Raw genomic sequence first — 25,937 nt, forward strand, 5'->3', positions numbered from 1 at the left:
ACGACCGTACCGTGTGCGCATCGCAGCGTGGGACTGGTGTCGGCGCGTCGCGCGCCGCACACTGGAACCCACCGACTCACCGATCACGCCGAACCCGGGGACCGCGCGAGCCGTATTACCTTCCGGAAGGTTGGTGATGGACGTTCCGGAAACCGGCGCCATGCGGCTGCTGTATGACCAACACGCGGCAGCGCTATGGCGTTATGCGTTCCGGCTGACCGGCGACCGGTCCCGCGCCGAAGACGTGGTGCAGGAGACGCTGCTGCGGGCCTGGCAGCATCCCGAGGTGGTCGACGACATCGCCCGCTCGGCGCGCGCCTGGCTGTTCACCGTCGCGCGCAACCTCGTCATCGACGAAAGCCGCAGCGCCCGCTTCCGCTCCGAGAATCGCTCGCCCACCCCGGAGCGCCCCGGTCCCGACGAGGACGCCCCGGCGCTGGACCGGATGCTGGTGTCCGACGCGCTGGCGCAGCTGTCCGCCGAGCATCGGGCCGTGGTGCGGCGCTCCTACTATCAGGGCTGGAGCACCGCCCAGATCGCCGCCGACCTGGGCATCGCCGAGGGCACCGTGAAATCCCGGTTGCACTACGCGCTGCGCGCGCTGCGCCAAACACTGCAGGAGATGGGGGTGGTGAGCCGATGACGCCCACACCTCACCTCGGGGTGTCCCGCAACGGCGACGGTCACCCCTACGCGACCTGGGATGCCGCCTACGTGCTGGGGTCGTTGTCGGCCGCGGACCGCCACGAATTCGAGGGGCACCTGGACCGGTGTCCCGCCTGCCGGCGTGCGGTCACCGAACTGGCCGACCTGCCCGCGGCGCTGGCGCTGCTGGCACCCGATGAGGTCGCGACCCTCGACACCAACGGCCACCCGGTGGCGGCGCCGGCGGTTCTGCTGGCCGCGGTGTCGGGCAACGGATCCCCGCTCGGCTCGGCGCAGCCGGTGGAGACCGTCTTCCCGTTCTTCCGGACCGGGAATTACGCGCCGGTGCCCGACGAACTGACCACCTTCGATCTGCCGGTGGACGGCGCCATCCCGGCCGAGCTGACCGGCTGGTATTTGCGCAACGGGCCGAACCCGCGGGTGGCCCGCGGGCATTGGTGCGTCGGCGACGGGATGGTGCACGGGATCCGGTTGGAAAACGGCCGCGCCGCCTGGTACCGCAACCGCTGGGTGCGCACCGAAAGCTTCGAGCACCCGGTGCCGGTGTACGGCGCCGACGGCAGCCGCAACCTGCGGTCCAGCCTGGCCAACACCCACGTGGTGCGGCACGCCGGCAAAACCCTGGCGCTGATGGAAACGTCGCTGCCCTACCAGATCGGCACCGAGCTGGAAACGTTGGGCGCCTACGATTTCGGCGGCAAACTGGCCGACGCGATGAACGCCCACCCCAAGATCTGCCCGACCACCGGCGAGCTGCACTTCTTCGGGTACGGCTCCCTGGTGGCACCGCACGTCACCTACCATCGCGCCAACGCCGACGGCGAGCTGATCATCAGCCGCCCGATCGACGTGGCGGCGCTGACCTTGATGCACGACTTCGCGTTGACCGCCGAGCACGTCGTGTTCTTGGACCTGCCGCTGCTGTTCGACCTGGACCTCGCGCTGGCCATGGGCGAGCACCCGGATGTGCCCTACCGCTGGAACGACGGCTACGGCGCCCGGCTGGGGGTGCTGCGCCGCGACGACCCGTACGGTGAGATGCGCTGGTTCGACGTCGACCCGTGCTACGTGTTTCATCTGGCGAACGCCTACGACGGCCCCGACGGTAAATCCATTGTGCTGCAGGTGATCCGCTACCCGGAGTTGTGGCGTGACGACCGGACGTTCGACACCGACGCGACGCTGTGGCGCTGGAGCATCGACCTGCGGACCGGTACCGTCGAACAGACCCAGCTCGACGACCGCGCGGTGGAGTTCCCGCGGATCGACGACCGGCGATCCGGTCGCCCGGCCCGCTACGCCGTCGCCGTCGGCACCCACGGTTTGGTCCGCTACGACCTGCAGCGCGGCACCGCCGACGAACACCGGTTCGGCGGCGCCGGCCCGCCCGGGGCCGTCGACGAGGCGATCTTCGTGCCGGCCGGCGGGCCGGTCGACGACGAGGCGGCCGGCTGGTATTTGAGCTACGTCTACGACCCGGCCCGGGACGGCAGCGACCTGGTGATCATCGACGCCGCCGATTTCGGGGGCGAACCGGTGGCCCGGGTGCGGATGCCGCGGCGGGTGCCGCACGGGTTCCACGGGAACTGGATCACGGACTGACCGCGCCGCGGTGAACCGGCCGCGGTGGCCAATCGTGTCATCTGCGGGAGGTGAACCAGATGCCCACGGTCACCGGCACGGTAGCCCCGCACGACAGCCTGCTGAAGGCGCTCTACGACGAGCACGGCGCCGCGCTGTGGCGGTACGCCCTGCGGTTGACCGGCGACCGGTCCCGCGCCGAGGACATCGTTCAGGAAACCCTGCTGCGGGCCTGGAAACATCCGGAGGTCGCCGGGGCCACCGCCCGCGCCTGGCTGTTCACCGTCGCCCGCCACCTGGTCATCGACCACAGCCGCAGCGCACGGGTGCGCAACGAGGTCGGTTCGCTGGAGGACACCCCCGAGCCGGCCGGGCCCGACGAGGTCAACGCCACGCTGGATCGGATGTTGATCGCCGACGCGCTAACCCGGCTGTCGGCCGACCACCGCGCGGTGATCTGCCGGTCGTACTACCGGGGCTGGAGCACCGCCCGGATCGCCGACGATCTCGGGATCGCCGAGGGCACCGTGAAATCGCGGCTGCACTACGCGGTGCGGGCGCTGCGGCTGGCTCTGCAGGAAATGGGGGTGACCCGATGAGGCTTGGTCACAAATACGAGACGTGGGACGCCGCCTACGTGCTGGGGTCGCTGTCGGCGACCGACCGGCGCGAGTTCGAAGCCCACCTGGGCAGCTGTGCGACCTGCCGCGCGGCGGTCACCGACCTCAGCGGCGTGCCCGCGCTGCTCTCGCAGCTCGACCGGGACGTGGTGGCCTCCATCGAGGAGGTCAGCGACACCGAGGTACCGCCGGCGCACCTGCGCACGTCGCTGCTGGCGGCGGCCCGCTCGCGTCGGCATCGGCTGCACCTGACCTGGGTGGGCAGCGCCGTCGCGGCGGCGGCGGTGGCCGTCGCGGTGTTCGTCGGCGGCCACTCGGTGCCGTCCGCACCGGCGCCGCAGACCAGTGTCGCGGCACTGCCGATGGCCCAGGTGCACACCGCGCTGCTGGCCTCCACCGTGTCGCTGAGCGACCAGGGCTGGGGGACGCTGATCGAGCTGCGCTGCGTGTGCCTGGCCGCGGCCAACGCCCCGCACGACACGCTGGCGATGGTGGTGGTGGGCCGCGACGGCAGCCGCAGCCGGCTGGCGAGCTGGGTCGCCCACCCCGGACACACCGCCACCCCGTCGGGCAGCACGTCGCTGCCGGTCGAGCGGATCGCGTCGGTACAGGTGGTCTCCGCCGACAGCGGCCAGGTGCTGTTGCAGCGCAGCCTGTGACCCGCTCAGCGGGCCAGGGTGCGGACCACGCCGCCGAACACCCCGGGCAGCGCCGCGCAGGCCGGCACGACGGCGCCCCGGGCGGCGCGCGGGGCGCTGGCCAACACCAGCGCCCGGGTCAGCAGCCGGTAGGAGCGGGTGATCCGGCACCAGGCCCGCTCGTAGCACCCGGGGGTGTCCTCGACGATCGCGTCCACGGCGGCGCCGGCTTGTTTGACGGCCAGGCTGATGCCCTCGCCGGTCAACGCGTCCTCGTAGCCGGCGGCGTCGCCGACCAGCAGCACCCGGCCAGCGACCCGGCGGGCCACCACCTGGCGCAGCGGCCCGCAGCCGCGGGCCCGGGCGCGGTCGCGGCCCTGCAGGTGCTGCGCCAGCGACGGGAACCAGTCCAGGTCGGGGCGGTGCCGGGACAGGATCGCCACCCCCACCAGGTCGGCTTGCACCGGCGTCACATACGCCTCGCCCCACCGCGACCAGTGCACCTCGACGAACTCCGACCACGCCGGCACCGTGTAGTGCCAGCGCACCCCGTAGCGCCGCGGCGTGCCGGCGACCGCCGGGATCCCCACCGCGCGGCGCACCGCGGAATGCAGGCCGTCGGCGCCGATCAACCAGCGCGCCCGGATCCCGGCCGCGGCCACCCCGCACCCGTCCTGCTCGACCCGGCCGACCCGCGCGGCGATCCATTGGGTGCCTTGCTCTTTGGCGCGCAAGGTGAGCGCGGCGTGCAACGTGGTGCGGCGCACCCCCCGCCCGCACCGGTCGCCGAATGGCGCCTGCGCCCGCTGCCGCTCCCCGACGTAGGCGATGCCCGCCAACGGCATCCCGGCCGGGTCCACCCCCAGCGCGGCCAGCGCCGCCACCCCGCCGGGCATCAGGCCTTCGCCGCACGCCTTGTCGATCGGATCGGTCCGCGGTTCGGCGACGATCACCGAAAGCCCCTGCCGGCGTGCGTATAACGCGGCGGCCAGCCCGCCGGGCCCGCCGCCGGCGACCAGCAGGTCGGCGTCGTAGGTTGTCATGCGTATCCCAGCGCGGCGTTTTCGGCCCGCAGTCGCACGGTCAGCACCGCGGCGTTGGCCACCGCGAACCCGGCCGCGGTCAGCCAGGCGGTGTGCACCAGGGGCAGCGCCAGCCCCTCGGCCGTCACCGCCACATAGTTGGGGTGGTGCAGCCACCGGTAGGGGCCGCGGTGCACCAGCGGGGCCCGCGGCAGCACGATCACCCGGGTGTTCCACCGCCGGCCCAGGGTGGCGATGCACCACCAGCGCAGCGCCTGGGCGACCGCCACCACCGCCAGCATCGGCCAGCCCAGCCGCGGGATGAACCCGCGGTGGGCCGCGGCCACCTCGATCAGGCAGCCGGCCAACAACCCGGCGTGCACGGCCACCAGCACCGGGTAGTGGCCGCGGCCGACCTCCACGCCGCCGTGGGCGAACGCCCACCGCGCGTTGCGGCGCGCCACCCACAGCTCGGCCAGCCGTTCCAGGCCGACCGCGACGAGCAGCAGCGGGTACATCGGCTACCAGCGCAGCAGCACGAGTTCGGAGCAAAACGCCGGACCCATCGCGATCATCACCCCGAGGGATCCGCGCGGCGGCGGGTCGGCCAGGGTGCCGCGCAGCACGTCGAGCACCGACACCGAGGACAAGTTGCCGTTGTCGCGTAACGATTTTCGGGTGGCATCCAGCGCGTCGTCGGGCAGGTCCAGGCCGTTCTCGACGGCCTCGATCACCCGCGGACCGCCCGGATGGCAGATCCAGCGGTCGACGTCGGCGGTGACCAGGTCGTGGTCGGCCAAAAATTCGCGGACGTCTTCGCCGAGATATTTTTCGGCGACGGTCGCCACGTCGGCGGACAGGATGATCCGGAACCCGTCGCTGCCGATGTGCCAGCCCATCACGTCCTCGGTGTCCGGATACAGGTGGCTGCGGGTGGCCAGCAGCGTCGGCCCGGCCCCGGCGCGGTCGGCGCCGGTGGCGACCACCGCCGCGGCGCCGTCACCGAACAGGCTGGACGCCACCAAGTTCGCGACCGAATGGTCGTCGCGCTGCATGGTCAACGAGCACAGTTCCACCGCGAGCAGCACCGCGACGTGGCCGGGAAAGGCGCGCAGGTAGTCATACATGCGGGCCACGCCGGCGGCGCCGGCGACACAGCCCAGGCCGAACAGCGGCACCCGTTTGACGTCGGGGCGCAGCCCGATCCGGGTCGCCAGCCGTGCCTCCAGGGTGGGCACCGCCAGCCCGGTCACCGTGGTGGAGAACACGATGTCGACCTCGGCCGGGGCGATCCCGGCCTCGTCCAGTGCCGAGGTCAGCGCCCGCTCCCCCAGTTCGAGCGCCACCTCCAGGTAGGCGTCGTTGGCTTCGGTGAAGCCGCGCAACTCGCCGTACCGCCAAAGCGGCAGCGCCAGTTGGCGGGACGCCACACCGCTGGTGGCGGCGAAACGCCGAAACTCGGGCCCGGCGAAGCCGGCCAGCGCCGCCGCCGTTTCGTCTTGGCTGTATCGGTGCGGCGGCAGCGCGACGGCTGCGGCGGCGATGGCAGGCGAGGTAGTCACATTGGGGGGTACGGCATTGCCGGCTCACCAGTTCACCTTTCGGGCCGAATTCGCCGTGACCGCGCACCGAATGAACGATGCGGCCGCCAAATTCGTAAGTACCAAAAAGGGCGTGGTTGCCCCGCCGCCGATCGCCGGAAGGACCCGTATGTTGCCGCGGATCGCCCGCATGGCGTTGATCGCACCGCGGCGGGTGATCGCTGCCGCCGTCCTGGTCCTCATCGGGGCGGCGCTGCTCGGCGCGCCGGTGGCCGGACGGCTGGCGGCGGGCGGCTTTCAAGACCCATCATCCGAATCAGCCCGCGCCGCCACGGTTTTGGCGGACAAGTTCGGTCAAAGCGATCAGCAGATGATCATCACCGTGACCGCCGACGGCGGCGCCCGCAGCGGCGCGGCCCGCGCGGCCGGCACCGACATCGTCGCGGCGTTGCGGTCCTCGCCGTGGGTGTACGGGGTGTCCTCGGCGTGGACCGGGGCGCCGGGGCTGGTGAGCACCGACGGCAAAACCGGCCTGGTGGTCGCGCAGCTGCGCGGCGGCGAGAACGACGCCCAGCACTACGCGCGGGCGCTGGCCGACGCGGTGGTGCACGACCGCGCCGGTGTCACCGTCGCCGCCGGCGGCGACGCGGTGGTCTACGCGCAGATCAACCGGCAGAACCAACGCGACCTGCTGGTGATGGAGTCGATCGCGGTGCCGCTGAGCTTTGCGGTGCTGGTCTGGGTGTTCGGCGGTCTGCTGGCGGCCGCGCTGCCGCTGGCGGTGGCGGCGTTGGCGATCGTCGGGTCGACGGCGCTGCTGCGGCTGATCACCTCCTGGGCCGACGTGTCGATCTTCGCGCTGAACCTGACCACCGCGATGGGGTTGGCGTTGGCCATTGACTACACCCTGCTGATCCTCAGCCGCTACCGCGACGAACTCGCCGACGGCGCCGACCCCGATCGGGCGCTGGCGCGCACCATGGTCACCGCCGGGCGCACCGTGCTGTTTTCGGCGACCACCGTCGCGTTGTCGATGGCGGTCATGGTGCTGTTCCCGATGTACTTCCTGAAATCGTTCGCCTACGCCGGGGTGGCGACCGTGGTGTTCGTCGCGGTCGCCGCCATTGTGGTGACCCCGGCGCTGATCGTGCTGCTCGGCGCCCGGCTGGACGCCCTCGACGTGCGCCGGCTGGCCCGGCGGGTGCTGCGCCGCGCCGATCGGGCGCCGACCCCGGTGCGACGGCTGTTCTGGTATCGGTGCACGACGGCGGTGATGCGCCGGGCGGTGCCGATCGGGCTGGCCGGGGTCGCGGTGCTGGTGCTGCTGGGGGTGCCGTTTCTCGGCGTCAAGTGGGGGTTTCCCGACGACCGGGCGCTGCCGCGCTCGGCGTCGGCGCATCAGGTCGGCGACCGGCTACGCACCGGCTTCGCCGACGATTCGTCGGCCACGGTCACCGCGGTGGTCCCCGACGCCGCCGGCCTGACCGTGGCCGACCTGGACCGCTACGCCGCCGCGCTGTCCCGGGTGCCCGACGTGTCTGCGGTGTCGGCGCCGGCCGGCACCTTTGTCGCCGGAGCCCAGGCCGGGCCGCCGTCGGCGCCGACCGGGCTGGCCGACGGCAGCGCGTTTATCACCGTCGCCAGCACCGCGCCGCTGTTCTCGGCGGCGTCGGACGCCCAGCTGGACCAGTTGCATCGGGTCGGCGGGCCGGGCGGGCGTTCGGTCCAGCTGGCCGGGCTGGCCCAAATCAACCGGGACAGCGTGGCCGCCATCACCGGCCGGCTGCCGCTGGTGCTGGGGCTGATCGCGGTGATCAGCTTTGTGTTGCTGTTCTTGTTGACCGGCAGCGTGGTGCTCCCGGCCAAGGCGCTGGTGCTCAACGTGCTGTCGCTGACCGCCGCGTTCGGGGCGCTGGTGTGGATCTTCCAAGACGGCCATTTGGGCGCGTTCGGGACCACCCCCACCGGCACGCTGGTGGCCAACATGCCGGTGCTGTTGTTCTGCATCGCGTTCGGGTTGTCGATGGACTACGAGGTGTTCCTGATCGCCCGGATCCGGGAGTACTGGCTGGACTCGGGCCGCACCGCCGCCGACCACCGGGCCAGCGTGGCGCTGGGCGTGGCCCGCACCGGGCGGGTGATCACCGCCGCCGCGCTGGTGATGTCGATCTCGTTCGCCGCGCTGATCGCCGCCCAGGTGTCGTTCATGCGGATGTTCGGGGTCGGCCTGACCCTGGCCGTGCTGGCCGACGCCACCCTGGTCCGCACGGTGCTGCTGCCGGCGTTCATGCGGCTGCTGGGCCGCGCCGCCTGGTGGGCGCCGCGCCCGCTGACCCGGCTGCACCGCCGGGTCGGGCTCAGCGAGGACGCGCCCCGGGCGCGGTCAGGACCGCGCCACCGGTTCGGCCACCGCCACCGCGTCGCGCACCGCCGCCGCCAGGCTGCGCTGGTCGTCGACGTCGATGTCGACCAGGCTGCGACTTAACCCCGCGACCACGTCCTCGGGCTGCGGGACCGGGCCGACCACCCGGGGCCGGTACACCTCCACGACCAGCACCGCACGTTCGATGTGGAAGGAGAAGCTGCGGCCATCACCGACTTGACCGAAGCCGCTGGCGAAGATCCCGGTCGACATGTCCTCGATGACAAACTCTCGGCTGGCCACTGGCCGGTCTGCGGTGACGGTCATGCGGGGCACCCTACCGCCCGACCGGCGCCCGGCGGACCGGACGGGGCCGGAAAGCGCCGGGCGGGTTTCCTTAGAATCAATGTTCGGTTCCTCTTGCCGCCCCACTGTCGAAAGCTACCCGTTGCCGCAGCGTCGCAAACCTGCAGTTCAGCCGCTCCTGGCCGGTTTGGGGTGGGCGCTGGCGGTGCTGACCGGCTGCTCGGCGCACCCGATCGACACGACCCCGCCGACCATCGCGCCGGCGCAGCCGGCCGACTCACCGCCCGGCCCGCCGCACCCGGCCGGGGTGGTGCGGCCGCTGGGCGCTCACCCGCAGGCCGCGCTGGTCGACGCCGGCACCGCACAGCTGGTGGTGCTGACCCCCGGCCCCGACCCGCAGACCCCGGCGGCGGTGTCGGTGTTCGGCGCCGCCGGGGGCCCGCCGCGCGCCATCGCGCTGCCCGGCCCGGCGACCGCGCTGGCCGGCGACGGGCGCGGCACCGCCTACCTGGCGACCCGCGGCGGCTACTTCGTGGTCGACCTGGCCGCCGGGCACACCAGCCGGGTCAGCGTCAACGACGCCGAGGACACCGAGTTCACCGCGATCGCCCGCCGCGCCGACGGCAAGCTGGTGTTGGGCGGTGCCGACGGCACGGTCTACCTGCTGGCCGGCGCCACCCCCACCGGAGCCAGCGCGGTGCTGAAACGGAACAAGATCTTCGCTCGGGTGGATTCCCTTGTGGCGCAAGGCGATACCGTCGTCGTGCTGGATCGCGGGCAGACCTCGGTGACCAGCCTGGGCGCCGACGGCAACCCGCAGCAGGCGCTGCGCGCCGGGCAGGGCGCCACCACGCTGGCCGCCGACCCGCTCGGGGTGGTGCTGGTCGCCGACACCCGCGGCGGCCAGCTGCTGGTGTACGGGGTGGACCCGCTGATCTTGCGACAGGCCTATCCGGTGCCGCACGCCCCCTACGGCCTGGCCGGGTCGGCCGCGTTGGCGTGGGTGTCGCAGACCGGCAGCAACACCGTCATTGGTTACGATCTGACCACCGGAATCCCTGTGGAAAAGGTACGGTACCCAACCGTGCGGCAACCCAACCTGCTGGCCTTCGACGACGCGTCGGGGACGTTGTATGTGCTGTCCGGGGCCGGCGCCGGGGTCCAGGTGATCGAGCACGCGGCGGGCCCGCGTTGACCGCCGCTCGGCGGGGCCGGTTGCCCGCGGAGTGGGACACGGAACTGTCCGAGGATTACGAATGGGTGCCGCTGCGGCTGCCGCCGGAGGTGACCCGGATCAGCGCGTCCACCCGGCTGTCCATCGAAGCCGAATACCGCGGCTGGGAACTGACCCGGGTACGGCTGTACACCGACGGGAGCCGGCGAGTGTTGTTGCGCCGCCGGAAAAGCCACGGCCTGGCCGACCGGCCGGAGCAGTAGATGGCCTACCGGGCGCTACGCCGGGCGCTGTTTTTGGCGCCGGCCGAACGCATCCACACCGTGGTGTTCGCCGGGTTGCGCGGCGTCACCGCGGCTCCCGCGGTGCGCCGCGGGCTGCGGGCACGCCTGGCGCCCACCGATCCGGTGCTGGCCAGCACGGTGTTCGGGGTGAGATTCCCCGGCCCGCTGGGGCTGGCCGCCGGGTTCGATAAGGACGGCCGCGGGCTGCACAGCTGGGGGGCGCTGGGTTTCGGCTACGCCGAGGTCGGCACCGTCACCGCCGAGCCGCAACCGGGTAACCCGCCGCCGCGGCTGTTCCGGCTGCCCGCCGACCGGGCGCTGCTGAACCGGATGGGGTTCAACAACCGCGGGGCGGCGGCGTTGGCGCACCGGCTGACCGGGCACCGCGCCGACGTGCCGATCGGGGTCAACATCGGCAAAACCAAGGCCACCCCGGCCGACCGCGCCGTCGACGACTACCGGGCCAGCGCCGGGCTGCTCGGCCCGCTGGCCGACTACCTGGTGGTCAACGTCAGCTCCCCCAACACCCCCGGGCTGCGGGATTTGCAGTCGGTGCAGCAGCTGCGCCCGATCCTGGCGGCGGTGCGGGCCGAAACCACCACCCCGGTGCTGGTGAAGATCGCGCCGGATTTGGCCGACGCCGACATCGACGCGATCGCCGACCTGGCCGTCGAGTTGGGCCTGGCCGGCATCGTGGCCACCAACACCACGGTGTCGCGCGACGGGCTGGCCACCCCGGGCGTCGACCGGCTCGGCGACGGCGGCATCTCCGGGCCGCCGGTGGCCCGCCGCGCGGTGGCCGTGCTGCGCCGGCTGTACGGCCGGGTCGGTGCCGAGCTGGTGCTGATCAGCGTGGGCGGCATCGAAACCGCCGACGACGCCTGGGAGCGGATCACCGCCGGCGCCGCGCTGCTGCAGGGCTACACCGGGTTCATCTACGGCGGCGGGCTGTGGGCCAAGCACATTCACGACGGCCTGGCCGCTCGGCTGCGCGCCGGCGGCTTCGCGTCGTTGACCGAGGCGGTCGGCTCGGCGGCTAACTAGCCCGAGCCCCGGCCGCGCCTGGCCGCGAGTGGGAAACCCACGACGCGACGCGCCGGTGATGCGTCGTGGGTTTCCCACTCGCGAGGTTTAGCGCTGCTCGTAGGTGCCGTGCAGCACGGCGCGGGCGATGGCGTGCTGGAACAGGTTGAAGCCGAGGAAGGCCGGGCTGGCGTCCTCGGGCAGGTCCAGTGTGTCGACGTCGACGGCGTGCACGGTGATGTAGTAGCGGTGGGGGCCGTGCCCGGCCGGCGGCGCGGCGCCCACGTAGCGGCGCATGCCGGCGTCGTTGACCAGGGTCAACGCCCCACCCGGCAGGTCGCTGCCGTCGCCGGCCCCCTCGGGCAGGTCGGTGACGCCCGCGGGCAGGTTGGCCACCGCCCAGTGCCAGAACCCGGACAGGGTCGGGGCGTCCGGGTCATAGACGGTGACCGCGAAGCTGCGGGTCTCGGCCGGGAACCCCGACCAGCTCAGCTGCGGGCTGGCGTCTTGGCCGCCGGCGCCCATGATGCCGCTGATCTGGGCGGTGCCCAGCGGCTGACCGTCGGTGACCGACGCCGAGGTCAGCGTGAACGACGGCAGCTTGGGGAGCGCCGCATACGGGTCCGGGCGGGCGATGCTGGGCTGACCGGCGTACGGGTCGGGGGATGTGGTCATGCGTCGGTCCTCTCGTCGGTGCTCAACAATGGGTCAGGAAGTGTTCCAGTACTTGCGTACCAAACTTCAACGCGTCCACGGGTACCCGCTCGTCGACGCCGTGGAACAACGCGGCGAAATCCAGCTCCGGCGGCAACCGCAGCGGAATGAAGCCAAAGCAGCGGATTCCCAACTTGGCGAAGGCTTTCGCGTCGGTGCCGCCGGACAGCATGTAGGGCACGGTGCGGGCGTCGGGGTCGGTGGCCAGCAGCGCGGCGTTCATGGCGTCGACCAGGTCGCCGTCGAAGCTGGTCTCCACCGACGGCAGGTCGCTGACCCATTCCCGGGTGACGTCCGGGCCGATCAGCGCGTCGACCTCGGCCTCGAACGCCGCCCGCCGGCCGGGCAGCACCCGGCAGTCCAGCACCGCCTCGGCGCTGGCCGGGATCACGTTGGCCTTGTAGCCGGCCTTGAGCATCGTCGGGTTGGCCGTGTCATGCAGGGTGGCTTTCACGATCCGGGCGATCGGGCCCAGCTTGTCGATGGCGCCCTCCAGGTCGGGCGAGTCCGGGTCGAAGGTGTACCCGGTTTCCTCGGCGACCGCCGTCAGGAACTGCACGACGGTGTCGGTGACCACCAGCGGGAACTGGTGGCGACCCAGCCGCGCCACCGCCTCGGCGACCGCGGTGACCGCGTTGTCGTCGTGCACCATCGAGCCGTGCCCGGCACGGCCGCGGGCGGTCAGCCGCATCCAGGCGATGCCCTTCTCGGCGGTCTCGATCAGGTACAGCCGCCGTTCTCCCCCGTCGCGGCGCGGCACCGTCAGCGAGAACCCGCCCACCTCGCCGATCGCCTCGGTCACCCCCGCGAACAGGTCCGGGCGGTGCTCGACGAGCCAGTGCGCGCCGTATTTCCCGCCGGCTTCCTCGTCGGCGACGAACGCGAACACCAGATCGCGCGGCGGGGTGATGCCGGCGCGTTTGAAGTGCCGGGCCACCGCGATCATCATCCCGACCATGTCCTTCATGTCGACCGCGCCGCGGCCCCACACGTAGCCGTCCTCGACCGCACCGGAGAACGGGTGCACGCTCCAGTCGGCGGCCTCGGCGGGCACCACGTCGAGGTGACCGTGGATGAGCAGCGCGCCGCGGGACGGGTCGGCCCCGGCCAGCCGCGCGAACACATTGCCGCGCCCCGGCGCGCCGGATTCCAGGTATTCGGTTTGGTAGCCGACCTCTTCGAGCTGCGCGGCGACCCAGCGCGCGCAGTCCGCCTCGCCTTTGGTGGTCTCGAGTTCACCGGTGTTGGAGGTGTCGAACTGGATCAGGCGGCTGACGATCTCCACCACCGCATCGCGGGGGTCGGTAGGCGCGGTCACAATCACCTTTCCTACCATCTCAAAGGCGTCAAGTTTGGGTCTGGGCAGCCCGATCCGATAGCCTTAGCTGCCCCGACTGCCGTGGTGCGGTTGGTGTCGGTCCGAGTGGCGGAATGGCAGACGCGCTAGCTTGAGGTGCTAGTGCCCTATTAATGGGCGTGGGGGTTCAAGTCCCCCCTCGGACACCCGACTGAGGCGAATGGAATGAATGCTCGCATTCATTCCTGAGGCGATGGAGGGTGTTGAGCGGCGCAGCCGCGATCACACCCGACTGAGCCGAGCGAAATGAACGCTCACGTCCATTTCCGAGCCGACGGAGGGTGTTCGATCACACCGTTTGTAATCAGTCCAGCACGTGCACGAACCGTTGATCCGCCGCGACGAGCGCCTGGGTGATCCTCCGGTCGAACGTCACCAACGTTGCCTCATGCAGCGCGGCGAGATTGACCAGATGGACGTCGGTCACCTGGCGGTGTCCCGCCAAACCGACAGTGTCTATCCGCGGCGACGAAAGGCTCGAGCCGTCGGGCAGGAAAGTCGCCCGCACATCGGCGCGCAAGCCGGTGAGAATCCCGATGGCTTGCTGGCCAGATACCGGCTGACCCGTTACCGCCGGATTGAGCAACATGCGCACCAAGCCGCTCTCGGTGACCGGCGTCGTCGCAAACTGTTCGATGGTCGACAGCCATTGATGTGCCTGCGCGTGATGCACGTGTGCCGGATTGGTGAGTGCGACCAGGACATTCACGTCCGGGAGGAACAAACCGGGCTCCGCCGAGGGCGGCTCAGACATCTGCTAGCGCGTCTTCGACCATCTGATCGGTGATGAGGTGCCCGGGGACAGCTGGAAGCATCGGAAAGCCGGCAGCCGAAACCTGCGCTACCTCGGCCTGCGCCTCAATCCCGTCCAACGCCAGCTCGGAGACGGCCTGACCGATCGAGATGCCGCGCGCTCTGGCTCGGCTCCGGGCCGCAGCCAGGACACGGTCGTCCAGGTCGAGGGTGGTACGCATCCACCCAGCATAACGCATCTCGCATCTGTCATCACGAATCATATGCGCCAGTCTGATGGACATGAACGCCGATGGAGTGTGTTGAGCGGCGACGCCGCGATCAGACAATTCTGTACAGCTCACCAAGGATCAAACTGACGCGACCAGTTCGCATCGCTGCCGCCAGAATCGACAAACTGAAGCGTTCATCTAACATAAACTGTAGCCTATATTACCCACAAACTGTAGTCTGCGGACGTGGAGTACCGACCGCGAGTCGCCGACCAGCTGGTCAGCGAACGTTTGACGTCGGCCGGCGCTGTTGTTCTGGAAGGCCCGAAGGCGTGCGGGAAAACCTGGACCGCGCGCCAGTTCGCCGCCAGCGAGGTCCTGCTCGATGTCGACTCCGGCGCTCGCCACGCACTTGACGCCGACCCAGCCCTGATCCTCGAGGGAGCGTCACCTCGACTTGTCGACGAATGGCAAATCGGCGGGACCCCGCTGTGGAATCACGTGCGGCGCGCCATCGACGACCGACAATCAGCCGGACAGTTCATCCTCACCGGCTCGTCCACTCCGGCAGAGGACGTGACGCGACACAGCGGGGCCGGGCGGTTCGCCAGGATCACGATGCGCCCGATGTCGCTGTACGAGCTCGGCGACTCCACCGGAGAAATCTCTGTGGCCGGCCTGCTTGCCGGAGAACACCAATCCTGCCCAGACCCCGGACTGGGTGTACGAGATCTCATCGATCGCATCGCCATTGGCGGCTGGCCCGCCAACCTGAATAGCACCGTCGAGAGCGCGATGCAGCAGAACATCGACTACTTGGCCCACGCGCGCGAAGTCGACATTCCATCGACCTCTGGGGCTCGGCGCGACCCCGAACGCCTACGACGGTTGCTGACGTCGCTGGCGCGGAACACCGCGACTGAGGTGAAGATCTCCGCGCTCGCGCGGGAAACGTTGGGCGACAATGGGACAGCGCTCGCTCGAACGACGATCTACGATTACCTGGCTGCGCTCGAGCGGCTCATGCTCGTCGACGACGTGCCAGCATGGTCGACGCACCTACGATCCAGGGCGACGCTGCGACAAGAACCCAAACGCCACTTCGTCGATCCGTCACTTGCCGTCGCCGCCCTTGCTACCACCCCGACGCGGCTGCTCGGCGAGCTCAGTTTCGGTGGATTCCTGTTCGAGTCCCTCGTCATGCGGGACCTGCGGGTGCTGTCGTCACCGCTTCGCGGAACGGTTGCCCATTACCGGGACAGCAACGGCGTCGAGGCCGACGCCATCCTGCAAATCCCCGATGGGACGTGGGGCGCCTTCGAAGTAAAACTCGGCCCCGGCCGCATTGACGACGCGGCCGCTTCGCTGCTGCGGTTCGCTTCGACGATCGACACGGCGAAAGCTGGTGACCCCGCTGTGCTGGGCGTCATCACCACGGCAACGTACGGCTACACCCGCAAGGACGGAATCCAGGTAATACCTGTCGCCGCTCTATGCCCATGAAACACAAGGGGCCGGGCTGCCCCCTACTCGTAGTGGTAGCGGCATTGCGCGATTCGGATTTCGGTTGCGGTGTAGCGGTAGACGAGTCGGTACTCGTCGGTGATCCGCCGTGACCAGTAGCCCCGAAACCCGTGCTTGAGGGCCTCCGGCTTTCCGATGCCCGCATTACCGTGGTGCGCGATGTCCTTGCTCAGCAGATTGATCCGTTTGACGATCTTGCGGTCCTGGTCCTCACCAGCACCCCCACGTCTGGACGTCGGTCGTAGGCTGGATAAGGACATGAACCGACCGAGCGACTTTCTTCGGCGGACATCGTGGCGCACCTTCCGCGACCGTCGGGAGGCCGGTCGTGTGTTGGCCGAGGAGCTCACCGCCTACCGCGACACCGACCCGCTGGTGGTGCTGGGGCTGGCTCGGGGCGGGGTTCCGGTCGGATTCGAAGTCGCCGCGGCGTTGCGCGCCCCGCTGGACGTGTTCGTGGTGCGCAAGTTGGGGGTGCCACAGTGGTCCGAGCTGGCGATGGGCGCCTTGGCCAGCGGCGACCAGGTCGTGATGAACGACAACGTCGTCGCCAGCCTGGGCATCACCGAGGACCAGGTGCAGGCGGTCATCGAACGGGAGACCGCCGAGCTGCGTCGCCGGGAGCGGGCCTACCGTGGCGACCGGCCCGCCGCCGACCTGCAGGCGAGGACGGTGATCCTGGTCGACGACGGCATCGCCACCGGCGCCAGCATGCTCGCCGCGGTCCGCGCGGTGCAGGCCTGCGATCCGGCCGCGGTGGTGGTCGCGGTGCCGGTCGGCCCGGCCGCGGCGTGCCAGCAGCTGGCCCGCGAAGCCGACGACGTGGTGTGCGCGACGATGCCGCCCTCATTCGAGGCGGTGGGTCAGGCCTTCCTGGATTTCCACCAGGTCAGCGACGACGAGGTCCGCGACCTGCTCGGCACGCCGACCGACGGTTAGCGGGCGTTGTGGTCGTCGCTCACCGCGTCCGCGTCGGCGGCCTCGGTATCGGCGGCGCCGCCGTCCTCGTCGTCGTAGAAGTCCTCATAGGTCGCGTCGGCGGCCTCACCCGAGTCCTCGTCCAGGCCGCTGAGCTCCTCGGGCGCCGTCTCGCCGGCCGGCCCGGCGGCGCGGCGTCGACGTTCCTGCAGCGCGTCGATGATCAGCAGCACCACGCCCAGCAGGCTGGCGCCGATACACACCCACGCCACCAGCGCATTGGCGGTCACCACCGCAAAGACCAGGGCGGCGAGACCTATCACCGCCAACACCAGGGCAACAATTAGCATCGGTCAACCTTCCAGCCGACGGGCACACTACGGGAGGCCGCCGCAGCGGCCAGCGGCGCCCCGCTCAGTTGTTACCCCGATTGAATTGGTTGAACCCTCCGCCGTCGCTGCCGGCGCTGGAGTCGACCGGCGCCGCCGAGCCGCGCTGGCCGAGCTCCTCGAGCTGGGATTCCAGGTAGGTCTTCAGCCGGGTACGGTACTCGCGCTCGAAGGTCCGCAGCTGCTCCAGGCGGCCCTCCAGCACGGTGCGCTGCTGGTTGATCGTGCCCATGATCTCGGAGTGCTTGCGTTCGGCGTCGGCCTGCAATGCGTCGGCCTTCTCCTGGGCCTGCCGCAGCTGGCTCTCCGACCGGGTTTGCGCATCGGCCAGCATCGCGTCGGCCCGCTGCCGGGCCTCGGAGACGGTGGTTTCGGCTTCCCGCCGGGCGTCGCCCAGGATCTGGTCGGCGTTGGCGCGGGCGTCGGACATCAGCTTCTCCGACTCCGCCTTGGCGGTGCTGGTCAGCCGGTCGGCGGTGTCTTGGGCCAGGCTCAGCACCTTGGCGGCCTTAAGCGCCGCGTCCTCGCCGCCGGCGGCCGCGGCCGCCGGGGCGGCCGGCGCGGCGGGCGCCTCGCGGACCGGTTCGCGAACCGGCTCGGGCTCCGGCTCGGGCTGGTAGAGCGGGATGGCCTGAGTGGTCTGGGTTGCGCCACCGGCCCGGGCACTGGCCAGTTCCTGGTCGAGTTCGCTCACCCGCTGACGCAGATCGGAGTTCTCCTCGATCAGCCGGGTCAGCTCGGTCTCCACCAGGTCGAGGAAGGCGTCGACCTCGTCTTCGTTGTAGCCGCGCTTACCGATAGGCGGCTTGCTGAACGCCACATTGTGCACGTCTGCCGGTGTAAGTGGCATTTGTCTGCCCCCTCGAGTCTGGACGGTGACACCGATCTGGCAAGTGTAGATCGATCGGACAATATGTTAGCCGTACTGTAACTGGCGTCCATCCTGTCACACCGGATGGGACGGTTCCGAGCGAGACCAATAATTAAGAACGAATTTCAAAGACTTGCCACAGAAATCTCGGCGTGGCAAACGGTTTCACGCTTCCAGTTCGCTATTAACGCCGCCGCCAATCCGGTGCCGAGCCGGCCCCCAACCCGGCCACCCGTGCGGGCGGCGACCCGATCCGCGACGTGCGCCACCACCCCGTCCGCGCAGGGCCCTGACCAGGCGAGGACCCGAACCCGGCGCCGTCGCAAGCGGTTCCGGGCAGCCGGGTGGTGGTGAGGCGAGGAACGGGCGCGACCCGGCGATCGCCGGCCGGCGCGCACGCGCCAGCGCCGGCCTACGGCCGGGCGGAGGAACGGCTGAGAAACCCCTGAGCGCTACAGCGCAACGCGGTTGGCGGCCCCGAAGGCCAGGTCCATCCCGATGAACGCGACCAACAGCAACACCATGATCGACAGGTCGAAGCGGACCGCACCGATGGTGAGCTGCGGGATCAGGCGGCGCAGCAGCTTCACCGGGGGGTCGGTGAGGCTCATCATGATCTCCAGGATCACCACGGTGAACCCGCGCGGATGCCAGTCACGGCTAAACGAGCGGACGAACTCCACCACCACTCGGGCGATCAACAGCAACCAGAAAACGAACAGCGCGAGACCAAGGATGTTGAAGAAGAGCGCCAACGAAAGCCTGACCTTAGTGATGAGGACGTGGTTGTGATGCTGACAACACGGCGGCTGCCGGGCAGCCCGCAGTGCTGTCAGCCTACCGACTCGGGCGGTGGCGCGCCCGCCGGCGATCCGACCCGGGTTATTGGTAGGCGTAGAAGCCGGTCTCGGCGATCCGGCGCCGCTCCTCGGGGGTGACGTCCACGTCGGCCGGTGACAACAGGAACACTTTGGTCGCGACCTTGTCGAACGAGCCGCGCAGGGCAAACGCCAACCCGGCCGCGAAGTCGACCAGGCGTTTGGCGTCGGCGTTATCCATCGACACCAGGTCCATGATCACCGGGGTGCCGTCGCGGAACCGCTCCCCGATGGTGCGGGCTTCGCTGTAGTCCTTGGGGCGCAACGTGGTGATCTTCGATAACGGGCTGCTCTCGTCGAACAGCATCGCCATCCGCCGCGGGTCCATCGCCAGCGCGCCGCGGGTGGAGCCGCGCAGTGACGCGAACCGCGGCCGGTCGAACTCGCGCGGCGGCCGGTCGAACTCGCGCGGCCGGAACCGGGGCTCATCCTCATAACCCCCGCGGTAGCTGCCCGGCGGCTCGTCGTAGTCACGTCCCTCGTACCGCCCGTAGCCGTCCTCGGCGAAGCGCTCACTGCGACGCTGGTATCCGCGCGCGGGGGCGCGGTCCTCCTCGTCGTCGTAGTACTCGTCGTCGTAGTCCTCCATCGGAGCCATACCGAAGTAGGCCTTGACCTTATGCAGTGTGCTCATCGCGTGACCCCTTCTAGGCTGCTGGCGAACTGGTGTCTGTGATGAAGATGTGACTGGAGTGACTATCACGGTGACGGTAACCGCCTGCGCCCGAGAAGCGCGGTACCGACACGCACACACGTCGAACCGCGTTTTATCGCGGTTTCGAGGTCCTCGGACATCCCGGCCGACAGCCCGGTCGCCCCGGGATGCGCGGCGAGCACCCGCCGGTGCTCGGCCTGCAGGCGGGCGAACGCCCGGTCCGGATCCCAGTCCAGCGGCGGGATGGCCATCAACCCCACTAGTTCCAGGGCGGCGGCGGAGTCGATCCGGGCGCACAGCTCGTCGACCCCGCCGGGCGCCGACACGTCGACACCGCCGCGGGAGGTGTCCCCGTCGAGGCTGATCTGGACATAGACGCGCAGCCGGTGGCGGCGCCGCCCGTCGTCGAGGGCCGCCGCCACCGCGCGGTCCAGCGCGGCGGCCACCGCCACGCTGCTCACCGAATGCGCGGTGTGCGCCCAGCCGGCCACCGAGGCCACCTTGTTGCGCTGGATGCGGCCCACCATGTGCCAGCGCACCGCGTCGGCCGCGACGCCTGGCAACGCGGTGAGTTCGCTCACTTTCGCCGCCGCTTCCTGCGCCCGGGATTCCCCGAATTCCCGGCAACCCAAACGCGCCAAAATCGCGATATCGGTGACCGGATGGAATTTCGTAATTGGGAGTAATTCAATTTCGGAAACATTGCGACCGGCCGCCTCCGCGGCCGCGGCCAGTCGCGTTTGCAGTGCGGCCAATGCCGCCGCTAATTCGGATTCCCGGTCGCTGCTCATTCCATCCACACCAGCGAGGCCAGTCGTCCGGTGGGCGCACCGCGGCGGTGGCTGAACAGCTGCGGGTCGGCCACCGTGCAGCGCGGGTCGATGTCGATCGCGGTGACGCCTAAACCCTTGAGCTGGCACGCGATTCCGGCCCGCAGGTCGAGTCCGGGGGTGCCGCGCGAGGTGGTGGTCCGGCTGCCCGGCAGCGCCGCCTCGACCTCGTCGGCCATCGCCGCGGGCACTTCATAATTGCGCCCGCTGACCGCCGGGCCGAGCAGCACCGAGATGTCGTCGGGGTGGGCGCCGAGGGCCAGCATTGTTTCCACGGCGCGTTCCGTGACACCGCGCTGCGCACCGACGCGACCGGCGTGCACGGCCGCAATGACCCCGGCGCGCGCATCGGCCATTAACACCGGGACACAATCGGCGGTCACCACCGCCAGCGCTAATCCGCGCGCGGTGGTCACCAACGCGTCGGTGTCGTCGACCGGGGTGTCCCGCGCGCCGTCGACGACGCTGACCCGGTCGCCGTGCACTTGGTGCATCCATACCACCGCGTCGCCGGGCAGGCCGATCGCCGCCGCCAGCCGCGCCCGGTTGGCGGCGACCGCGGCGGGATCGTCGCCGACGTGGTCGCCGAGGTTGAAGGTGTCGAAGGGTGGCGCCGAGACGCCGCCCGCCCGGGTGGTGGTGACCCGGCGGATGCGAGAGCTCACCGTGTCCAGTATCCCGAGCGGCCCGCTAGCGCCGCATGAACGGCGGCACGTCGACGTCGTCGTCGTCATCGCCGCCGACGCTGACCGTCGCGCCGTTGGTCGACACCGGCACGCTGACCGCGTCGGCCGGCTCGAACAACGTCGAGGTCACCTTGCCGTGCTTGCCGGGCGCGATGGTCTGGCCGCCGGAGTGGCCGGAGTTGCTGGACTCATTGGAGCCGATGATGGGCTTGCGACCCAACCCGGTGGCGGCGAATCCCGCGGCGATGACGGTGATGCGCACCTCGTCGCCCAGCGAGTCGTCGATGACGGTGCCGAAGATGATGTTGGCGTCCTGGTGGGCGGCCTCTTGCACCAGCGAGGCCGCCTCGTTGATCTCAAACAGGCCCAGATCGCTGCCCCCGGCGATCGACATCAGCACCCCCTGGGCGCCCTCCATCGAGGCCTCCAGCAGCGGCGAGTTGATGGCGATCTCGGCGGCCTTGAGCGCGCGGCCCTCGCCGCGGGCCGACCCGATCCCCATCAGCGCGCTGCCGGCATTGCTCATCACCCCCTTGACGTCGGCGAAGTCCACGTTGATCAGGCCGGGGGTGGTGATCAGGTCGGTGATGCCCTGCACCCCGTTGAGCAGCACCTCGTCGGCGCTGCGGAACGCGTCCATCAGCGAGACCGCGGCGTCGCCCATCTGCAGCAGCCGGTCGTTGGGGATCACGATCAACGTGTCGCAGCTTTCCCGCAGCGCGGCGATGCCGTTCTCGGCCTGGCCGCTGCGCCGCTTGCCTTCGAACGAGAACGGCCGGGTCACCACGCCGACGGTCAACGCGCCCAGCTTGCGCGAGATGCTGGCGACCACCGGCGCGCCGCCGGTGCCGGTGCCACCGCCCTCGCCGGCGGTGACGAACACCATGTCGGCGCCGCGGAGCAGCTCTTCGATCTCGTCCTTGGCATCCTCGGCGGCCTTGCGGCCGACCTCGGGATCGGCGCCGGCGCCCAGGCCGCGGGTCGAATCGCGGCCGACGTCGAGCTTGACGTCGGCATCGCTCATCAACAACGCCTGCGCGTCGGTGTTGATCGCGATGAACTCCACGCCCTTGAGGCCCTGCTCGATCATCCGGTTCACCGCGTTGACGCCGCCGCCGCCGATACCCACGACTTTGATGACGGCCAAATAATTGTGAGGGGGGGTCATCGTTCGTCTTCCTCCCTGGTGGGGACTGGCTGGGTCCGTGGTGGACCCGGGTGGGACAGTGGCCTGACACCGAACCCCTTGGCGTTCTGCAAACCCTCAACCTCAACCAGAGGATTAGAGTTATGTCAAGTAGTTCCGCGCAAACAGAACGGTAGGGCCGCGACGCCGCCTATCCGCGCAGGCGCGCCGAAACGCGTCGGGCGAATTTTTCGGGTTTGGTGTCGGCTCCGGTGGTGAGATTGCGTGCAGGGCTGTGCTCCCCCCGCAATGCACAACCCGCAACGCAATCTCAACGCAGCGGACGGCCACACCTCACTTGACCGTGGGCAGGTCCGGGCTGGACACGTCGTAGGTCTGCCCGGGCTGGCTGAGCACCGCGGCCAGCTTCTGCGCCTTTACGGCGGTGCGGTCGGTGGTCCCCCAGATCACCACCCGGCCGTCGGCCAGCGTCAACGTGATCGAGGCGACCGACGGGGCCGCGATCTTGCCGACCCGGTCGGCGACGTCGGGGCTCAGCGCGGTCAGCACCTGCAGCGCGGCCTGGGTCGCCGGATCCGACGGCCCGGGGTTCTCCACGTCCAGATACGGCAGCGACGGCGGTGGCGGCGCGGTGGCGAAGTCCACCCCGTCCCGGTCGAACAGGTGCGGCCCGTCGGCAAAATCCTTGACCACCAACGGGATACGTTCCACGATGGTGATCTGCAGGGTGGACGGATAGTCGCGCTGCACCCGTGCGCTGGCGACCCGCCGGATGGTGGCCACCCGGTTGGCGACCTGGTCGGTGTCGATCTGCAACAGCGGAGTGCCCAGCTGCACCTGGGCGGCATCGAGGACGTCCTCGCGGGTCACCACCTCGGCCCCGGACACGGCGATGTCGCGCGCCGACATCACCGGCGTGAAGTACAAGATCAGCCCGAGCCCCACCGCGACGAGCACCGCCAGCACCGTCGCGACCGCCAGCTTCAAGCCGCGAATCGCGCCCCGGGGCACGGGTTTGGCCTCCGGGGACAGCCCGCGGGCCCGGCGTTTGGCCTCCCGGCGCGCCTCTTCGATGGCCCGGGCCCGCGCCTCGGCGGCGCGGCGTTCGGCGCGTTCCCGGCGCGCCCGCCGCCGCGGTCCCTCCGCCGGGGCCTCGTCCGCGGCATCGGCGCCGGCGGCGGGTTCGGCTTCGGCCACCGCGTCGTCCACCTCGTCGGCGGGGCCGGTCACCGCCACACCTCCGGGCGCCGATTGGCCCGCAGCTGCAGGGCGGTGACGATCTCCGGGCCGAGCAGGGTGACATCCCCGGCGCCCATCGTCACGATGACATCACCCGGGCCGGCCGCGGCGGCCACCGCCGCGGGCGCCGCCGACATATCCGGGACGTAGTGCACCGGCACCCGCAGGTGTTCGGCGATGCTGGCGCCGCTGACCCCGGGCAGCGGCTGCTCCCGGGCGCCGTACACGTCGAGCACGAATACCTCGTCGGCGGCGTCGAGCGCGGCGGCGAATTCCATCGCGAAAGCCTGGGTGCGGGAATACAGGTGCGGCTGGAACACCACCAACGCCCGGCCGCGGCCGCTTTGCTGCAGCACCGTGCGCACCGCGGCCAGCGTCGCGGCGACCTCGGTGGGATGGTGGGCGTAGTCGTCGAACACCCGCACCGTGGCGGTGGTGCCGACCAGCTCGAAACGCCGCCGCACCCCTTCGAACCCGGCCAGACCGTGCAGCACCGACTCGGCCGGAGCGCCGATGTCGACGGCGGCCAGCAGCGCGCCCAGCGCATTGAGCGCCATATGCCGGCCCGGCACCGCCAACCGCATCACCCACGGCTGCGGTTGCCCGGCCATCTGGACGTGGGCGACCGCGCCGGTGCCCTGCTGCTCCCAGGTCAGCAGCCGGCCGGTCAACTCCCGATCCGCAGCGCTGCCGTAGGTCAACACCCGAATCCCCAGCGCGGCAGCACGTTGCGCCAGCGCGGCCGCCCCCGGGTCATCGGTGCAGGCCACCAGCACACCGCCGGGCGCCAACCGCTGCACAAACGCGTCGAACACCGCGGTGTAGGCGTCGGCGCTGCCAAAGAAGTCCAGGTGGTCGGCCTCGATGTTGGTGACCACCGCGACGTGCGGGGTGTACTCCAGCAGCGACCCGTCGCTTTCGTCGGCCTCGGCGACGAAGTAGTCCCCGCTGCCGTGATGCGCGTTGGTGCCGGCCTCCCCCAGGTCGCCGCCGACCGCGAACGACGGGTCCAGCCCGCAATGTTGCAGCGCGACAATGAGCATCGACGTCGTGGTGGTCTTGCCGTGGGTGCCGGTGACCATCAGCGTGGTGCGCCCGGCCATCAGCTTGGCCAGCACCGCGGGCCGCAGCAGCACCGGGATGCCGCGGCGCCGGGCCTCGACGAGTTCGGGGTTGGTTTTGGGGATCGCGGCGTGGGTGGTGATCACCGCGGTCGCCCCGCCGGCCAGCAGGTCCAGCGACGCCGCGTCGTGCCCGATCCGGATCTGCGCGCCGCGGGCGCACAGCGCGCGCACCGCGCGGGACTCCTTGGCGTCCGACCCCGACACCTGCCCGCCGCGGTCCAGCAGAATGCGGGCGATCCCCGACATGCCCGCTCCCCCAATGCCGACCATGTGCACCCGCTGCAGCTCGGCCGGCAGCTGCTCGGTCATGCGCGTCCCCTTTCGCGGGCGGCGGCGGCCACGTCCAGCGCGGCGGCGGCCACCTGCCGGGCCGCGTCGGGGTGCCCGACCCGGGCGGCGGCGGTCGTCATCGCCGCCAGCCGCGGCGCATCGGCCAGCAGCCCGCCGACCGTGTCGGCGACGAACTCCGGTGTCAGATCGGCGTCGTCGACCAGCAGCCCGCCGCCGGCGTTGACCACCGGCAGCGCGTTGAGCCGCTGCTCCCCGTTGCCGATCGGCAGCGGCACGTAGACCGCGGGCAGCCCGACGGCCGACACCTCGGCGACCGTCATCGCCCCGGACCGGCAGATCGCCAGGTCGGCGGCCGCGTAGGCCAGATCCATCCGGCTCAGATACGGCACCGCCACATACGGGGGGTCGCCGTCGCCGGGGGTGGGTAGCTGCAGGGTGTTCTTCGGGCCGTGCGCGTGCAGCACCGCCACCCCGGCCGCGGCCAGCGCGCCGGCGGCGCCCGACACCGCCCGGTTGATCGACGCCGCGCCCTGCGAGCCGCCGAACACCAGCAGCACCCGGGCGTCGTCGGCGAAGCCGAACTCGGCGCGCGCGGCCGACCGCAGCGCCGCGCGGTCCAGCGCGGTGATCGCCTCGCGCACCGGCACCCCGACCACCTCGGCGCCGCGCAGGCCGGAATCGGGCACCGCGGCCAGCACCCGCCGCGCGGTGCGGGCCCCCACCCGGTTGGCCAACCCGGCGCGGGCGTTGGCCTCGTGGATCACCACCGGCACCCGGCGCCGGCGGGCGGCCAGATAGGCCGGCAACGCGACGTAGCCACCGAACCCGATCACCACGTCGGCGTCCACGGCCCGCAGCACCGCCCGGGTCTGCCGCACCGCCTGACGCACCCGCAGCGGCAGCCGCAGCAGGTCACGGTTGAGTTTGCGCGGCAACGGCACCGGGGTGATCAGCTCCAGGTGGTAGCCGCGTTCGGGCACCAGCCGGGTCTCCAGCCCGCGGGCGGTGCCCAGCGCGGTGATCTGCACGGCCGGATCCAGCGCGGTCAGCGCGTCGGCGACGGCCATCGCGGGCTCGACGTGGCCGGCTGTGCCGCCGCCGGCGAGCACCACCGAAAACGAGTCGTTCACCG

At 70.9% G+C, this 25,937-nt stretch carries 29 protein-coding genes and 1 tRNA gene; 11 read left to right on the forward strand and 19 right to left on the reverse strand.

Annotation, left to right across the window (positions count from 1 at the left end):
- The first annotated feature begins 136 nt into the window (after nucleotides 1–136).
- The 4 genes from ACAG26_RS06210 to ACAG26_RS06225 are packed head-to-tail and all read left to right on the forward strand — an operon-like array spanning nucleotide 137 to nucleotide 3,526.
- Complete coding sequence (locus ACAG26_RS06210; protein WP_370480495.1) at nucleotides 137–643, forward strand: sigma-70 family RNA polymerase sigma factor; 507 nt, start codon at nucleotides 137–139, stop codon at nucleotides 641–643.
- Nucleotides 640–2,268, forward strand: a complete 1,629-nt coding sequence (locus ACAG26_RS06215; protein ID WP_370480496.1) for a carotenoid oxygenase family protein — start codon at nucleotides 640–642, stop codon at nucleotides 2,266–2,268. The genes ACAG26_RS06210 and ACAG26_RS06215 overlap by 4 nt, the downstream gene beginning before the upstream one ends.
- Nucleotides 2,269–2,327: 59 nt before the next feature.
- Nucleotides 2,328–2,846, forward strand: coding sequence for a sigma-70 family RNA polymerase sigma factor (locus tag ACAG26_RS06220; RefSeq protein WP_370480497.1), 519 nt, complete (start codon nucleotides 2,328–2,330; stop codon nucleotides 2,844–2,846).
- A complete protein-coding gene (locus ACAG26_RS06225) occupies nucleotides 2,843–3,526 on the forward strand; it encodes an anti-sigma factor (protein ID WP_370480498.1) in 684 nt (227 codons plus the stop codon). Before ACAG26_RS06220 ends, ACAG26_RS06225 begins: the two co-directional genes overlap by 4 nt.
- A 5-nt stretch (nucleotides 3,527–3,531) precedes the next feature.
- Here the strand turns inward: ACAG26_RS06225 and ACAG26_RS06230 are convergent, their stop codons facing one another.
- Genes ACAG26_RS06230 through ACAG26_RS06240 form a run of 3 tightly spaced genes read right to left on the reverse strand, consistent with a single transcriptional unit; the run spans nucleotide 3,532 to nucleotide 6,089 of the window.
- The gene (locus ACAG26_RS06230) at nucleotides 3,532–4,548 is read right to left on the reverse strand and encodes an NAD(P)/FAD-dependent oxidoreductase (RefSeq protein ID WP_370480499.1); all 1,017 of its coding nucleotides are present in this window, start codon (nucleotides 4,546–4,548) and stop codon (nucleotides 3,532–3,534) included.
- On the reverse strand, nucleotides 4,545–5,045 hold the full coding sequence (locus tag ACAG26_RS06235; RefSeq protein ID WP_370480500.1) for an isoprenylcysteine carboxyl methyltransferase family protein: 501 nt from the start codon (nucleotides 5,043–5,045) through the stop codon (nucleotides 4,545–4,547). Before ACAG26_RS06235 ends, ACAG26_RS06230 begins: the two co-directional genes overlap by 4 nt.
- 3 nt (nucleotides 5,046–5,048) lie before the next feature.
- Entirely contained in the window at nucleotides 5,049–6,089 is a 1,041-nt protein-coding gene (locus ACAG26_RS06240; RefSeq protein ID WP_370480501.1) for a type III polyketide synthase, read from the reverse strand.
- 148 nt (nucleotides 6,090–6,237) lie between these two features.
- Between ACAG26_RS06240 and ACAG26_RS06245 the strand changes: the two genes are divergently transcribed.
- Nucleotides 6,238–8,553: an MMPL family transporter gene (locus tag ACAG26_RS06245; RefSeq protein WP_370480502.1), complete on the forward strand. Its 2,316-nt coding sequence runs from the start codon at nucleotides 6,238–6,240 to the stop codon at nucleotides 8,551–8,553.
- On the opposite strand, the gene ACAG26_RS06250 is transcribed toward ACAG26_RS06245, so the two are convergent.
- Nucleotides 8,452–8,757: a hypothetical protein gene (locus ACAG26_RS06250; protein ID WP_370480503.1), complete on the reverse strand. Its 306-nt coding sequence runs from the start codon at nucleotides 8,755–8,757 to the stop codon at nucleotides 8,452–8,454. The genes ACAG26_RS06245 and ACAG26_RS06250 overlap by 102 nt on opposite strands.
- A gap of 79 nt (nucleotides 8,758–8,836) precedes the next feature.
- On the opposite strand from ACAG26_RS06250, the gene ACAG26_RS06255 reads away from it, so the two are divergent.
- From ACAG26_RS06255 to ACAG26_RS06265, 3 genes are read left to right on the forward strand one after another with little or no spacing between them, the layout of a single operon-like run.
- Nucleotides 8,837–9,931 (forward strand): hypothetical protein, encoded by a 1,095-nt coding sequence (locus tag ACAG26_RS06255; protein WP_370480504.1) that lies wholly within the window; start codon nucleotides 8,837–8,839, stop codon nucleotides 9,929–9,931.
- Nucleotides 9,928–10,173 carry a DUF5703 family protein gene (locus ACAG26_RS06260; protein ID WP_370480505.1) on the forward strand — a complete coding sequence of 82 codons (246 nt, stop codon included), beginning with the start codon at nucleotides 9,928–9,930 and terminating at the stop codon, nucleotides 10,171–10,173. The genes ACAG26_RS06255 and ACAG26_RS06260 overlap by 4 nt, the downstream gene beginning before the upstream one ends.
- Complete coding sequence (locus ACAG26_RS06265; RefSeq protein ID WP_370480506.1) at nucleotides 10,174–11,238, forward strand: quinone-dependent dihydroorotate dehydrogenase; 1,065 nt, start codon at nucleotides 10,174–10,176, stop codon at nucleotides 11,236–11,238.
- Between the two features lie 87 nt (nucleotides 11,239–11,325).
- Here ACAG26_RS06265 and ACAG26_RS06270 read toward each other — a convergent pair whose 3' ends face one another.
- Nucleotides 11,326–11,892: a YbhB/YbcL family Raf kinase inhibitor-like protein gene (locus tag ACAG26_RS06270; protein ID WP_370480507.1), complete on the reverse strand. Its 567-nt coding sequence runs from the start codon at nucleotides 11,890–11,892 to the stop codon at nucleotides 11,326–11,328.
- A gap of 22 nt (nucleotides 11,893–11,914) precedes the next feature.
- A complete protein-coding gene (locus tag ACAG26_RS06275) occupies nucleotides 11,915–13,267 on the reverse strand; it encodes a M20/M25/M40 family metallo-hydrolase (protein WP_370480508.1) in 1,353 nt (450 codons plus the stop codon).
- Between the two features lie 81 nt (nucleotides 13,268–13,348).
- Between ACAG26_RS06275 and ACAG26_RS06280 the strand changes: the two genes are divergently transcribed.
- A tRNA-Leu gene (locus ACAG26_RS06280) sits at nucleotides 13,349–13,434 on the forward strand.
- Between the two features lie 158 nt (nucleotides 13,435–13,592).
- Here the strand turns inward: ACAG26_RS06280 and ACAG26_RS06285 are convergent.
- Nucleotides 13,593–14,042: a TA system VapC family ribonuclease toxin gene (locus ACAG26_RS06285; protein WP_370480509.1), complete on the reverse strand. Its 450-nt coding sequence runs from the start codon at nucleotides 14,040–14,042 to the stop codon at nucleotides 13,593–13,595.
- On the reverse strand, nucleotides 14,035–14,262 hold the full coding sequence (locus tag ACAG26_RS06290; RefSeq protein WP_370480510.1) for a hypothetical protein: 228 nt from the start codon (nucleotides 14,260–14,262) through the stop codon (nucleotides 14,035–14,037). The genes ACAG26_RS06285 and ACAG26_RS06290 overlap by 8 nt, the downstream gene beginning before the upstream one ends.
- A 237-nt stretch (nucleotides 14,263–14,499) precedes the next feature.
- Between ACAG26_RS06290 and ACAG26_RS06295 the strand changes: the two genes are divergently transcribed.
- Nucleotides 14,500–15,756, forward strand: a complete 1,257-nt coding sequence (locus ACAG26_RS06295) for an ATP-binding protein (RefSeq protein ID WP_370480511.1) — start codon at nucleotides 14,500–14,502, stop codon at nucleotides 15,754–15,756.
- A gap of 23 nt (nucleotides 15,757–15,779) precedes the next feature.
- On the opposite strand, the gene ACAG26_RS06300 is transcribed toward ACAG26_RS06295, so the two are convergent.
- Entirely contained in the window at nucleotides 15,780–16,037 is a 258-nt protein-coding gene (locus ACAG26_RS06300) for a Txe/YoeB family addiction module toxin (protein ID WP_370480512.1), read from the reverse strand.
- Between ACAG26_RS06300 and ACAG26_RS06305 the strand changes: the two genes are divergently transcribed.
- Nucleotides 16,036–16,716: a phosphoribosyltransferase gene (locus ACAG26_RS06305; RefSeq protein WP_370480513.1), complete on the forward strand. Its 681-nt coding sequence runs from the start codon at nucleotides 16,036–16,038 to the stop codon at nucleotides 16,714–16,716. The genes ACAG26_RS06300 and ACAG26_RS06305 overlap by 2 nt on opposite strands.
- Here the strand turns inward: ACAG26_RS06305 and ACAG26_RS06310 are convergent.
- The 10 genes from ACAG26_RS06310 to murG all read right to left on the reverse strand — a co-directional run bounded on the left by ACAG26_RS06310 (nucleotide 16,713) and on the right by murG (nucleotide 25,935).
- Nucleotides 16,713–17,045 (reverse strand): hypothetical protein, encoded by a 333-nt coding sequence (locus ACAG26_RS06310; protein WP_370480514.1) that lies wholly within the window; start codon nucleotides 17,043–17,045, stop codon nucleotides 16,713–16,715. The two genes, ACAG26_RS06305 and ACAG26_RS06310, sit on opposite strands and share 4 nt — an antisense overlap.
- A 64-nt stretch (nucleotides 17,046–17,109) precedes the next feature.
- Nucleotides 17,110–17,934 (reverse strand): DivIVA domain-containing protein, encoded by an 825-nt coding sequence (locus tag ACAG26_RS06315; RefSeq protein ID WP_370480515.1) that lies wholly within the window; start codon nucleotides 17,932–17,934, stop codon nucleotides 17,110–17,112.
- A gap of 473 nt (nucleotides 17,935–18,407) precedes the next feature.
- A complete protein-coding gene (locus tag ACAG26_RS06320) occupies nucleotides 18,408–18,710 on the reverse strand; it encodes a YggT family protein (protein ID WP_370480516.1) in 303 nt (100 codons plus the stop codon).
- Nucleotides 18,711–18,837: 127 nt separating this feature from the next.
- Nucleotides 18,838–19,467 (reverse strand): cell division protein SepF, encoded by a 630-nt coding sequence (locus ACAG26_RS06325; RefSeq protein WP_370480517.1) that lies wholly within the window; start codon nucleotides 19,465–19,467, stop codon nucleotides 18,838–18,840.
- 65 nt (nucleotides 19,468–19,532) lie between these two features.
- Complete coding sequence (locus ACAG26_RS06330) at nucleotides 19,533–20,279, reverse strand: YggS family pyridoxal phosphate-dependent enzyme (protein ID WP_370480518.1); 747 nt, start codon at nucleotides 20,277–20,279, stop codon at nucleotides 19,533–19,535.
- Complete coding sequence (gene pgeF, locus ACAG26_RS06335) at nucleotides 20,276–20,983, reverse strand: peptidoglycan editing factor PgeF (protein ID WP_370480519.1); 708 nt, start codon at nucleotides 20,981–20,983, stop codon at nucleotides 20,276–20,278. Before pgeF ends, ACAG26_RS06330 begins: the two co-directional genes overlap by 4 nt.
- 25 nt (nucleotides 20,984–21,008) lie before the next feature.
- On the reverse strand, nucleotides 21,009–22,172 hold the full coding sequence (gene ftsZ, locus ACAG26_RS06340; protein WP_370480520.1) for a cell division protein FtsZ: 1,164 nt from the start codon (nucleotides 22,170–22,172) through the stop codon (nucleotides 21,009–21,011).
- A 312-nt stretch (nucleotides 22,173–22,484) separates the two neighbouring features.
- The gene (locus tag ACAG26_RS06345; RefSeq protein ID WP_370480521.1) at nucleotides 22,485–23,387 is read right to left on the reverse strand and encodes a cell division protein FtsQ/DivIB; all 903 of its coding nucleotides are present in this window, start codon (nucleotides 23,385–23,387) and stop codon (nucleotides 22,485–22,487) included.
- Nucleotides 23,378–24,823 (reverse strand): UDP-N-acetylmuramate--L-alanine ligase, encoded by a 1,446-nt coding sequence (gene murC / locus ACAG26_RS06350; protein ID WP_370480522.1) that lies wholly within the window; start codon nucleotides 24,821–24,823, stop codon nucleotides 23,378–23,380. The genes ACAG26_RS06345 and murC overlap by 10 nt, the downstream gene beginning before the upstream one ends.
- Nucleotides 24,820–25,935, reverse strand: a complete 1,116-nt coding sequence (gene murG, locus ACAG26_RS06355; RefSeq protein WP_370480523.1) for an undecaprenyldiphospho-muramoylpentapeptide beta-N-acetylglucosaminyltransferase — start codon at nucleotides 25,933–25,935, stop codon at nucleotides 24,820–24,822. The genes murC and murG overlap by 4 nt, the downstream gene beginning before the upstream one ends.
- Between the last annotated feature and the right edge of the window lie 2 nt (nucleotides 25,936–25,937).

It is taken from the genome of Mycobacterium sp. pUA109 (assembly GCF_041287095.1).
GTDB lineage: Bacteria > Actinomycetota > Actinomycetes > Mycobacteriales > Mycobacteriaceae > Mycobacterium.